Raw genomic sequence first — 12,520 nt, 5'->3', positions numbered from 1 at the left:
GAACCCGGTGAAAAAATAGGAATCAAAAATGAATATTAAAAATATCATAAAACTCAGTGTCATCTGTTTTGTCTTCGGAAACCTTTCCGCACAAAATCCGTGGCCAAAAACTACCGAAACCGCAAAACCGTGGACACGCTGGTGGTGGATGGGAAATGCTGTTGATGAAAAAGGATTGGATAAACAGCTGACAACACTTAATAAAGCGGGTTTTGGAGGTGTTGAAATCGTTCCGATTTATGGCGCAAAGGGATTTGAAAAACAATATATCAATTATCTGTCTCCTGAATGGATGAAAATGCTTCAGTTCACCACAAACAAAGCAAAAAGCCTGAATATGGGCGTTGATATGGCGGTCGGAACAGGTTGGCCAATCGGAGGTCCGCAGGTAAGTGAAGAGGATGCTGCCACAAAAATGATTGTTCAGACTTATACAATTTCATCAGGTGAAAAATTTTTAGAAAAAATTGTTTTAAATGATGAAAAGCTTAAAAATTTAAAAACGATAAAACTCGACATTGTAACAGCTTACAACGAAAAAAATGAAGCCGTTGTCTTAAATGATAAAATCACAAACGACGGTTCTCTCAATTGGAAACCAGATTCCGGGAAATGGACGATCTATGCAGTTTTTACAGGTAAAACTTTACAAAAAGTGAAACGTGCAGCTCCGGGAGGGGAAGGATATACGTTAGACCATTTTTCGCCTGTCGCAACTGTAAATTATCTTAAAACTTTCGATAAAGCTTTTGGAAATTCCAATTATGGGGTGCGTTCTTTTTTTAATGACAGTTACGAAGTTTACAATGCCGACTGGACGCCTGATTTTAAAAATGAATTTAAAAAAAGGAGAGGATATGACCTAAGTCCGTACATCAAATATCTTATCAATAATGATGAAAACGAGGTAACGACAAGAGTTAAATCTGATTACAGACAGACGTTGAGCGAATTGATTTTACACAATTTTGCAGATAATTTCACCAACTGGGCGCATTCTAAAAACTCAAAAAATACCAATCAGGCGCACGGTTCACCTGGAAATTTACTGGATTTGTATGCCGCAGTCGACATTCCTGAATCTGAAACTTTCGGAAGTTCTATTTTTGAGATTCCGGGGTTGAGAAGAGACACCGCAGATATTCAAAAATCAGATATGCCTGATTTCAATATGTTGAAATTTGCTTCGTCAGCAGCCAATGTGACGGGCAAAAAATTAACGTCAAACGAGACTTTTACGTGGCTTACGGAACACTTCAAAACCTCTTGGTCACAAGCAAAACCAGAAGTTGAACAGGTGTTTTTATCGGGAATCAATCATGTTTTTTATCATGGCACGACATATACGCCTGCTGATGTTCCATTTCCGGGATGGTTGTTTTATGCCTCAGTAAATTTTGTTCCGGAAAATAGTTTGTGGCCACATTTGAGAGGACTAAACTCTTATATCGAACGTACTCAATCTGTTTTGCAAAGTGGAAAATCGGATAATGAACTGTTGATGTACTGGCCGATTTACGACCAATGGGCAAGTTCAAAAGGAAAAGATATCGCCTTTAAAGTTCATAACGTTGAAAAGTGGCTGCAACCAACACCGTTTTATGAAGATTTGAAGAAATTAGGCAAAATGGGATATTCTTTGGATATGATTTCGGATAAAATGATTAACGAATCAAAATCAGAAAATCAGAAAATTCAAACTGCAAAAGAAGGATCTTCTTATCAGGTTTTAATCATTCCGGAATTGACGTATTTGCCGGAAACTACAATGAATGATATTCTGAAATTAGCTCAAAATGGTGCTTCAATTATTTTCCAAAACGAACCAAAATATATTCCCGGAAACTTTGAAGTGGAGAAAAGAAGAAATCAATTAAAATCTTTGTGGAATCAAATTCCGTTTCAGAATCAAGCTGAAAATTTAAAAATTGCTAGTTTTGGAAAAGGAAAAATTGTTTTAAGTTCTGATGTAGAAAAAGGATTGGAATATTTAAAAATACAAAGAGAAAAATTAACGGACACCGGATTGAAATTTGTGAGAAGACAATTTGACGACGGAAAATATTATTTGATTGTCAATCACACTTCAAAGGAAATCAATCAATTTGTTCGTATTAATTATACAGGAAAGCAAACGACCATCATGGATCCTGAAAATGGAGATTTTGGAGTTGCCGAAATGCAAAATAATTCAGTTCGAATTCAGTTAAAATCCGGAGAATCTTTAATTCTGAAAAATTCTGAAGCTGTTGATTCTTCCATCTCAAAATGGAAATATGCAGAGAAGGCAGACGCTCCAATAGTTTTAGATCAGGCTTGGAAATTGAGTTTCAAAGAAGGCGGTCCCGAACTTCCGAAATCCAGAAATTTAAAGAAATTAGAACCTTGGACGAATTTTTCTGACGATCCTGCAACGCAAAGTTTTTCAGGAACAGGTGTTTACACCACGACTTTAAGCTTAAAAAACAAAAATGCGGACAATTATCTTTTAAAATTTGATAAACTGTACGAAAGTGCAAAAGTGATTGTCAATGGTCAGGATGCAGGAATTGTTTGGAGCATTCCTTTTGAAATCAACATCGGAAAATACCTGAAAAAAGGTAAAAATACCATACAAATAGAAGTTTGTAATTTAATGGCGAATAGAATTCGTTATATGGATCAGAAAAAAATTCAGTGGCGAAATTATCATGAAATTAATTTTGTTAATATCGATTACAAACCGTTTGACGCTTCCAATTGGAAAGTTCAGCCTTCTGGTTTGGATGGTGAAATTCAAATAATTCCAGTAACTTACTCGAAATAAATTTTAAACATAATGAAGCAGACTATTTTTAAAAAAATTGCATTAGGAACCTGTTTTTTGGTGGCTGGTTTTTACTATTCTCAAAACAAACCAAAAGTTGTGTTGGATAACTTTTTTAATAATGAAAAACAGCAAGATAAGGAAACCGGAGAATTGAAATCCATGCATTATACTTGGGAAGATAAAACAAACGGCGGATTTTCTTTGTTGGGGGAAATCTTCACAAAACAAGGTGCGGAAATTAGTACTCTGAAAACGGCTCCCTCAAAAAAAGATCTGAAAACGGCCAATGTTTACATCATTGTAGATGCGGATATTGACAAAGAAGCTTATGGAGGAAAAGCAAATTTAATTGATCCGGCAAGCATCAAAAATCTGGTGAAATGGGTTAAAGATGGTGGCGTTTTGGTTTTGCTGAGCAACGATCACGGCAATTCTGAGTTTGAACATTTTAACAAATTGGCCGGAGAATTCGGAATTCACTTCAATGATGACAGCTACAATCGAGTTCAGAAAAGAGAATTTGAACAGGGAAAAGTAATGGTTCCGGCAGGAAACGAAGTTTTTTCTGAGCAAAAGTTATATATGAAAGAAGTGAGTTCTATTGACGTGAAATCGCCTGCCAAAGCAATTTTGACAGCAGAAAATAAAAACATTGGAGCTGTCGCAAAATTCGGAAAAGGAACTGTTTTCGCATTGGGTGATCCTTGGTGCTATAATGAGTATATCGATGGTAAAAAATTACCTGCAGATTTTACCAATTATCAGGGAACAGAAGAGTGGGTAAAGTGGTTACTGGAACAAGTTTTCAAGAAATAATTGGATTTGTGCAATCGATTGAATTTGTTGGATAATATTTTGGGCAGCTTAATCCGCCTTCCACTCCCAATCTTTTTGTTACACTGCGTTTCACAAAAAGGATTTCCGTTCAAGTCGGGCTGCGAGAGATTCAACGGAAAATCTTTGTTAAGATCTAAAATCTTGAAAAGGATGAGCATTAATAGGAACGGGCTTTAGCCCGTTTATACAAATAAGGTTTACAAACAAGGCTTTAGCCAAAACATAAAAATTTTACTAATTATTAGTGTAGAATTATGAAAATCAAGTATATCTTTATTACATCCGCTATTTTTCTTTCGCAAACAATTTTTGCGCAAAGGCAAATGGAATATCTGAAAAGAGGAATCGTAGCAATGCCTGCAGAATCAGGCATTTTTGTAAGCTGGCGTTTGTTGGGAACAGAAGCTCAAAATACTCATTTTGATCTCTATCGAACTGAAAATAATTCAACCAAAAAATTGAATGAAAAGCCATTGCTCAACGAGACCAATTTTTTAGACAAAACAGCGGATAAAGCAAAGAATTATACCTATTTCGTGAAATCCAACACCCAAGATAAAACGGTAGATGATGATTCTGCGAAATATGTAGCTTCTCAAAAGCCGTATTTTTCTATTCCTTTAAAAACTCCAGCCGGATATACACCAAATGATATTTCTGTTGCAGATCTTGACGGCGATGGTGAGTATGAAATTATCCTCCATCAAACTGGACAATCCCGCGATAACAGTCAGAAAGGTATTACTGATGAGCCAATTATTCAGGCTTATAAAATGAATGGAACATTCTTATGGGAAATCAATTTAGGAAAAAACATCAGAGAAGGAGCGCATTACACACAGTTTCTGGTGTACGATCTGGACCAGGACGGTAAAGCAGAAATCGTGATGAAAACTGCAGATGGATCCAAAGACAGTAAAGGAAAAGTTATTGGAGATGCCACAAAAAATTACGTCAATGAAAACGGATTTATCCTTTCCGGTCCGGAATATCTGACTGTTTTTAACGGTGAAACAGGCGAAGAAATTAATACAGTCAATTATCAGGTTCCAAGATTTGCAGGGAGTCTAAATCCAACCGATGAGCAAATGACCGAAACCTGGGGCGATGCAAAAGGTAATAGAATAGACAGGTTTTTGGGCGCAGTTGCATATCTGGATGGTAAAACACCAAGTGTGATTATGTCAAGAGGTTATTATACTCGTACAGCAATTGCAGCTTGGGATTATAAAGATAAAAAATTGAGTTTAAGATGGTTATTTGATACCGAAAGTTCAGAAGAAAATAAAAAATTCCGCGGACAGGGAAATCATAATTTAAGTATTGCAGATGTTGATAACGACGGAAAAGATGAAATTGTCTATGGCGCAATGACCGTCGATGACAACGGAAAAGTTTTAAATAGTACAGGTTACGGTCACGGTGATGCTCTGCATGTTGGCGACCTAGATCCTTCAAATCCGGGATTGGAGATTTTTGACATTCAGGAAAGGTTCGACGACGCAGGCGCACACTTCCGAGATGGAAAAACAGGAAAGGTTTTATGGAAACTACCATCTTTAATTTATAGTAAACAAGGCAAATTCCAAGGTCCGGGAAGAGGTTTGTCTTTAAATATTGATCCTCGTTATGAAGGTTCTGAATGTTGGGCTGCCGGAGCCGGAGTTAAAGGTCTTTACGATGCAAAAGGAAACAAAATCAGCGAGAAAAATCCGGCCGTTAATATGGGAATTTATTGGGACGGAGATTTTTTAAGTGAAATTTTAGACGGAACTTCCATATCAAAATGGGATTGGAAAAATGAAAAATCAAATTTAATATTTGATGCTAAAGATTTTCAGTGTGAATCAAACAACGGAACCAAGAAAAATCCATCTTTAGTTGCAGATTTATTTGGAGATTGGAGAGAAGAAGTCATTTATAGAACCTCAGACAATAAGGAACTTCGAATTTTTAGTTCAACAATTCCTACGAAGCACCGTTTGTACACTTTGATGCACAATCCACAATATCGTTCGAGTATCGTTTGGCAAAATGTAGGCTACAATCAGCCTCCGCACACGGATTATTATTTGGATGAATCTGTTAAAGAAGTTCCAAAACCTAATATTTTTACAGTAAATCCAAAAAAATAAATCATTGTTATGAAAAGTAAAGTCATTTTTCCGCTTGTTGTATTGATTGTGTTTTTAGGAGTTTCATTTCAAAAACTTCAAAATAATAAACCGATTCTTTACATTATTGGAGATTCTACCGTACAAAATGGTTCTGGAAAGGGCTCTGATTCACTTTGGGGCTGGGGAAGTTTTATGAATTTATATTTAAATACAGATAAAATAGAAATCCAAAATCATGCAAAAGGTGGCAGAAGCAGTCGAACATTTATAACGGAAGGCCGCTGGGATTCGATTATGAAAACGATTAAAAAAGGAGACTATGTTTTAATGCAGTTTGGTCACAATGATGGCGGTGAACTGGCAGATACATTGCGAGCAAGAGGTACAATGAAAGGTATCGGAGAAGAGACAAAAGATATCTATAACCCAATTCGTAAAGTAAATGAAACGGTTTATACTTATGGTCACTACATGAGAAAATACGCTCAGGAAGCAAAAGCAAAAGGGGCGATTCCTATTATTGTTTCTCCAATTCCAAGAAATAAATTTGATAAAAATGGGAAAATAGAAAAAGATCAATACGGAAGTTGGGCGCAGGAAGTAGCAAAACAAACTGGAGCTTATTTTATTGATTTAAATAAAATGGTTATCGAAAAATATCAAGAAATGGGATCTGAAAAAGTAAACGCTTTCTTCCCGAAGGACCATACTCATACCAACGAAGCAGGAGCTATCTTAAATGCGGAACTCGTGACTGAAGGAATTAAGAATTTAAAAAGTTGTGAACTGAAAAAATATATAAAATAAAAATAAATACTATGAAAAAATTATTAACAGCAAGCTTTTTTGCACTGGTTATAGGAGGTGTAACTTCCTGTTCGGTTCAAAAAAAATCTGTTGATCTTCCCAATAAAAAGGAAGTTCTGGAAGTTGCAGAAAGAGCTAACCAATATTTCATGAACAAATGGCCGGATACCGGAAAAGAAATTGTAGGTAAAAAAGTTTGGCCGAGCAATCTGTGGACGCGTGCAGTTTATTATGAAGGATTAATCGCATTATATAAAGTTGATCCCAAAAAAGAATATTACGACTACGCCATGTCATGGTCCGAAAAACATAATTGGGACATGATGCGCGACACTTATACGCGTAACGCAGACAATCAGGCTTGCGGACAAACGTATTTGGATCTTTATGAAATCGATGGTAAAAAAAATCCGGAGAGAATAAAATTGGTGAAAGCTTCCATAGACAGTATGATGGCTACCAATAAAGTAGATGACTGGTGGTGGATCGATGCACTACAAATGGGAATGCCTATTTTCACGAAACTGGGTAGAATGACCGGTGAGAAAAAATATTTTGATAAAAATTACGAAATGTATGCCTTCACAAAATATAAGCATGGAGGAAATGGTCTTTACAATCCTAAAGACAAACTTTGGTGGAGAGATAAAAGCTTTGTGCCGCCTTACAAAGAACCCAACGGCGAAGATTGTTACTGGAGCCGCGGAAACGGTTGGGTAGTTGCTGCTTTGGCGCGTACATTGGAAGACACTCCTAAATCCGATCCTCATTATCAGGAATATTTACAGGATTACAAAGATTTGTTATCGGCATTGCTTCCGATTCAGAGAGAAGATGGTTTTTGGAACGCAAGCCTGCATGATCCTACCAATTTTGGAGGAAAAGAAATGACAGGAACAGCTCTTTTCGTATACGGAATGGCATATGGAATTAACAAAGGTTTGATTGATAGAGAAACGTATTTACCTGTTGTAGTTAAAGCTTGGAATGCCATTGCAAAAGATTCCGTTCAGCCAAATGGGTTTTTAGGTTGGGTACAGGGAACAGGAAAGGAACCAAAAGACGGTCAGCCGCTTGCTGTTGACAAAGAACCTGATTTTGAAGATTATGGTCTAGGTTGTCTGCTGCTTGCAGGAAGTGAAGTTTATAAATTAAAGTAAATCAAATGATTATATATTTTCTTAATAATAATCTAACAAAAATTAAAAATATTTGAACCATTAATGCTATTAATATTTTACAAATATTAAGTTTTAATTTTTAAAAAAAAATTATATTTTTCTTGATATTTCCTATCGACTTTTCTTAATGATTAAGGCTTAAAGAATTTTAATAACCTTTTGTAGCTTTTGCGGTTGAAATAGTTTAATTAACAAAAAAACATAGGCATGACACCACCAGATGCGCAGTTGCTACCATATCATTAATTTTCAGATTTAATACCAATAAAATAAAATTATGAATGCATTATTAGGGATTTTTTTCCATTTCTTAGGAGGCTTTTCTTCGGGAAGTTTTTATTTGCCGTACAAAAAAGTAAAAGGATGGAACTGGGAAACATATTGGTTGATAGGAGGGATCGTCTCGTGGATCATTGTTCCGCCATTAGCCGCATTTCTTACCATTCCTAATTTTTGGGAAATTATACAGAATGAGAGTTCTTCCATATTAGGATTAACATTTTTGTTTGGTGCCTTGTGGGGAATTGGTGGTTTTACTTATGGCCTGGGAGTTCGATATTTGGGGGTTGCGCTAGGAAGCAGCATTATTTTGGGGCTTTGTATGGTGTTTGGTTCGTTGGTTCCATCGATATATTATGAATTTTCTCCGCAAGCAGGAAAGGATAATATTGGTTTGCTGATTTCCAATAAATGGGGACAGATGGTTTTATTGGGACTTTTTGTCTGCGTTATCGGAATCGTCATCAGCGGAAAAGCAGGGACAATGAAGGAAAAAGAACTGAAAACAGATTCATTAGATCCTCATGGTACACAAGTAAAAACGGAATATAAATTCGGATTAGGATTAATTGTTTCAATCATATCAGGAATTTTAAGCGCTTGTTTCAATTTTGGATTGGAAGCCGGAAAACCAATGGCAACCATAGCCAATGAATTATGGCAAAATGCAAATCCGGGACAGGGAGAATTCCTTTTTCAAAACAATGTAACCTATGTTGTTGTCCTTTGGGGCGGAATGGCAGTCAATCTGATTGGCTGTTTATATTTAGCTATTAAAAATAAATCTTACACAGATTACGTGAAAAAAGATGTACCGGTTGTACGCAACTTGATTTTTTGTGCACTTGCCGGAACAATGTGGTTTTTACAATTCTTCTTTTACGGTATGGGAGAAAGCAAAATGGGAAATGGTGCAAGTTCTTGGATTCTACACATGGCATTTATCATTTTAATTGCCAATTTATGGGGTGTCATCATCAAAGAATGGAAAGGAGTTTCCAAAAAAACAACCACTACAATTGCTATTGGAATGACAGTGATGTTTATTTCAATTTTGATTGTAGGATACGGGAATTCTTTGAGATAAAGTTTAAAAAGCATTCACATTTATTTAATTATCACTTACAGATAAATATATAGTTTAGTTTTTATAAGGCACTGATTTTTTTCAGTTGCCTTTTTTTATTGCTTATGAATTCTATTATATTTTAAAATAAGCTGACTATTAAATGATTATGTTGTTGTTTTAAAGTCTGTTACAGATTTCAAAATTTATTTCAGAATATTTCACCAAATTGTTATTAATTTTAAATTTTACATTAAATATTTACATATAATTAAGATAAATTATGAATTTTAATATGCAGGATATGGCAGGATGCCGAAATTTTTGTAACAGTGTACATTGGCTGTATAATAATTTTAATGTTACTAAAACTTAATATATGTCTTTAAAAATTACAAACAAGAATTTAAAGCCATTAATTGCACCTTTATTTCTGCTTGCGTCTGGTTTTGTCTTTGGGCAAACAACAATTAAGGATACTGCAAAAGTAGGAACGAAAGAGATCGAAGAGGTTGTTGTTATCGGCTACGGAAAAGTGAAAAAATCTGATTTAACGGGAGCTGTAGCTTCAGTTTCTGCAAAAGATTTGGCTGCTACACCGGCGATGAATGCTTTACAGGCACTACAGGGTAGAGCGGCTGGTCTTAATATTGTGACGGCAGGTGGTGCTCCGGGAGCAGGTGCCAACGTTACGATTCGTGGAGGTGCTTCAATTACTCAAGGTACAGAACCGCTTTATATTGTAGATGGTTTCCAGTTGGATAATGCATTAAACGTCATTAACCCAAATGATATTGAAAGTATTGATATATTAAAAGGGGCTTCTGCAACTGCAATCTACGGTGCACGTGGTTCCAATGGAATTATTGTTATTAAAACAAAAACCGGAAAAAAGGGTAGAACAACTGTTAATTATAACTCTTTCATGGGATTTGATATGCTTTCGAAGAAATTAGATATGGTTTCTAATGCAGAACAGTATGTGAAATATCAGTATGAGTTGGCTCAGCTTGGCACCGGCGCAACAAAATGGAGCAATATATTCGATAATAGTTTAGGAACAGATTCTCCCGGGTTTTATACAGGAGCATTTAGCAGAATCAGTAATCGTTATGGATCAGCTTCTACAATAGACTGGCAGGATAGAATGCTTGGCGGTACGGGAACAACCGAAAACCAGAATGTCAACGTCTCTGTAGGGAATGATAAAACACAGGCGTTCATAAGTTATAATTACAATAAGCAGGATGGCTTGCTGCAAAATTACAGCGAAACCAGAAATTCATTACGTGCCAATATTAATTCTGAATTATATAAAGGAATAAGAGTAGATTTTAGCTCGATGTTTAATTCCAACTCTACGAACGGTGGAGGAGCATATTCGGGGATGAAAAAAATCCTTCTTCAGCCTATTACGGGCGGAACTAGATTCACAAATGAAGAATTGTTCAATACGCAGACTTATGGTGATTTTTCAGGATTGGATTCCACTTTTGATACAGAAAATCCATTTGTAGAAACACAGGCATCTACATCTAACAAACGTTCCAGATCATTTATGGCTAATGCAGGGATTGAATTTGATTTTTTGAAAAACTTCACATTCAGAACAGCGGGATCATATAACTGGAATAACAGTAAATCAACTTCATTTTCAGATAAAAACTCCCGAGCATATCTTTCAGATCCTGTAAATACAGGTATCCACGGAAGTATTGCAAATGCAGAATCATACCGTTATCAGATTACCAATACTTTAACGTATAACAAAACATTCGCAGCAAAACACAAACTTAGTGTTTTGGTAGGGCAAGAGGCTGTTTATCAGGAGTCTGAAGGAAACAGTATGAGGCTTATAAAATTCCCGATCTTTAATTATGGATTGGATGACATTACAAATGCAACGATATCCGATAAAGATGTAAGCCATTCTAGTAATGCAATAAGTTCTTACTTTGGACGTGTAAACTACAACTATGACGACCGTTATTTGTTGACAGCGACTGTACGTACAGACGGATCTTCAAAATTTGGACCTAATAATAGATGGGGAACTTTCCCGTCAGTAGCTGCTGCTTGGCGTGTTTCTCAGGAAAGTTTCTGGCAAAACGGCAAGATTAATAAATTTTTCAATGATTTTAAATTAAGATTTGAATACGGAATTACAGGTAATAATGATATAGGAAATAGCTTGTACACAACCAATTTGGTGCTTACATCTTATCCTATAAACAATGATCCTAATAACCCGGCATACACAACAAGTTCTACTGTTGGTAACCCAAATCTGAGATGGGAAGAGATGAGAGCTACAAATCTTGGAGTGGATTTATCCTTTTTCAACAACAGATTAAAATTAACAACAGAATTTTATAATAATAATGTTAACGGGATGCTATTGCCAGCTGTAGTACCGGTTTCTTCAGGATATTCAACACAATATCAAAATATTGCAAGTATGACAAACCGAGGGATAGAATTTACCCTTAATTCTATCAATGTAAGATCTGGAGCCTTCAGATGGTCTACAGATGCTAATATAGGTTTCAATAAGTCAAAAGTGCTTTCTCTTGAAGATGGAAAAAATTTCAAAACATTCAGTGTGGGTAGCAACAGAGCCGGTTTGGTAACTTATTATGCTACAGTAGGTGAGGAGTTAGGAGATATGTACGGCTATGTTTATCAGGGGATTTATACAACCGATGATTTTATCCAAAACTCAAACGGAACGTTGAGTTTGAAGCCTGGTGTTGTAAAACCTTCTTCAGGAACTCCAAAACCAGGAGATATGAAATTTGCAGCAGACAACGAGGCTGGAGATCAGTTTACAAGAAAACTAGTGAAAATCGGAAATGGTACGCCTGATTTTATTGGAGGAATCAGCAATAATTTTTCTTACAAAGGTTTTGATTTAGGTGTATTTATGAAATTCAGTGTTGGTGGTGATATTTATAACGCTACGAAACAAAGTATGAGCCCTTACGCGACGTTCCAGAATGTACCTTCAGAATTTGGGAACAACTATTACCATCTTATTGATCCTAACACTGGTCTTGCAACAAACAATTTGGTAAGATTAAAAGAACTTAATCCTAATGAAGATTCAAACCTGTGGAGTTTAAGTAGCTCAAATACTGCTAATATAACTTATCCTTCTTCATATTATGTGGAAGACGGATCGTATCTGCGAATTGCTCAGGTTACTCTTGGTTATAGCTTTAATAAAGAATTTTTGCAGCATGTTTCGTTAACGAATGCGCGTATCTATGTTACGGTTAATAATGTAGCTACTATTACAGGTTACTCAGGATATGATCCTGAAGTTTCAGCAGCAAGTGGAGTTGCAGTAACGCCGGGATATGATACTTCATCCTTTCCACGCTCAAGAAGTTATGTTCTTGGGATCAATTTAACTTTTTAATAT

General features: G+C 35.9%; 7 protein-coding genes. All 7 read left to right on the top strand.

All coding sequences use genetic code 11. From position 1 onward, the window contains the following. Window positions 1-28 precede the first annotated feature (28 nt). Entirely contained in the window at window positions 29-2,806 is a 2,778-nt protein-coding gene (locus EG348_RS00190) for a glycosyl hydrolase (protein ID WP_123979556.1), read from the top strand. 12 nt (window positions 2,807-2,818) lie between these two features. Continuing rightward, window positions 2,819-3,625, top strand: coding sequence for a lacto-N-biose phosphorylase central domain-containing protein (locus tag EG348_RS00185; RefSeq protein ID WP_123979554.1), 807 nt, complete (start codon window positions 2,819-2,821; stop codon window positions 3,623-3,625). 344 nt (window positions 3,626-3,969) lie between these two features. Further along, on the top strand, window positions 3,970-5,781 hold the full coding sequence (locus EG348_RS00180; RefSeq protein ID WP_317126989.1) for a rhamnogalacturonan lyase: 1,812 nt from the start codon (window positions 3,970-3,972) through the stop codon (window positions 5,779-5,781). 9 nt (window positions 5,782-5,790) lie between these two features. Continuing rightward, window positions 5,791-6,570 carry a rhamnogalacturonan acetylesterase gene (locus tag EG348_RS00175; RefSeq protein ID WP_123979549.1) on the top strand — a complete coding sequence of 260 codons (780 nt, stop codon included), beginning with the start codon at window positions 5,791-5,793 and terminating at the stop codon, window positions 6,568-6,570. An 11-nt stretch (window positions 6,571-6,581) separates the two neighbouring features. After that, a complete protein-coding gene (locus EG348_RS00170) occupies window positions 6,582-7,730 on the top strand; it encodes a glycoside hydrolase family 88 protein (RefSeq protein WP_123979547.1) in 1,149 nt (382 codons plus the stop codon). A gap of 298 nt (window positions 7,731-8,028) precedes the next feature. Continuing rightward, entirely contained in the window at window positions 8,029-9,117 is a 1,089-nt protein-coding gene (gene rhaT, locus EG348_RS00165) for an L-rhamnose/proton symporter RhaT (protein ID WP_123979545.1), read from the top strand. A gap of 358 nt (window positions 9,118-9,475) precedes the next feature. Then, window positions 9,476-12,517, top strand: coding sequence for a SusC/RagA family TonB-linked outer membrane protein (locus EG348_RS00160; RefSeq protein ID WP_123979543.1), 3,042 nt, complete (start codon window positions 9,476-9,478; stop codon window positions 12,515-12,517). Window positions 12,518-12,520 lie beyond the last annotated feature (3 nt).

Origin of the sequence: Chryseobacterium sp. G0201, from assembly GCF_003815655.1 — a bacterium.
In the GTDB taxonomy this organism is placed as follows: domain Bacteria; phylum Bacteroidota; class Bacteroidia; order Flavobacteriales; family Weeksellaceae; genus Chryseobacterium.
This window is presented reverse-complemented; position numbering and strand designations above follow the sequence as displayed.

Bases quoted from the DNA above. Each gene is read 5' to 3' on its own strand.
- EG348_RS00160 (WP_123979543.1), top strand. From the start codon at position 9,476: ATGTCTTTAAAAATTACAAACAAGAATTTAAAGCCATTAATTGCACCT.
- rhaT (WP_123979545.1), top strand. From the start codon at position 8,029: ATGAATGCATTATTAGGGATTTTTTTCCATTTCTTAGGAGGCTTTTCT.
- EG348_RS00180 (WP_317126989.1), top strand. From the start codon at position 3,970: ATGGAATATCTGAAAAGAGGAATCGTAGCAATGCCTGCAGAATCAGGC.
- EG348_RS00190 (WP_123979556.1), top strand. From the start codon at position 29: ATGAATATTAAAAATATCATAAAACTCAGTGTCATCTGTTTTGTCTTC.
- EG348_RS00185 (WP_123979554.1), top strand. From the start codon at position 2,819: ATGAAGCAGACTATTTTTAAAAAAATTGCATTAGGAACCTGTTTTTTG.
- EG348_RS00170 (WP_123979547.1), top strand. From the start codon at position 6,582: ATGAAAAAATTATTAACAGCAAGCTTTTTTGCACTGGTTATAGGAGGT.
- EG348_RS00175 (WP_123979549.1), top strand. From the start codon at position 5,791: ATGAAAAGTAAAGTCATTTTTCCGCTTGTTGTATTGATTGTGTTTTTA.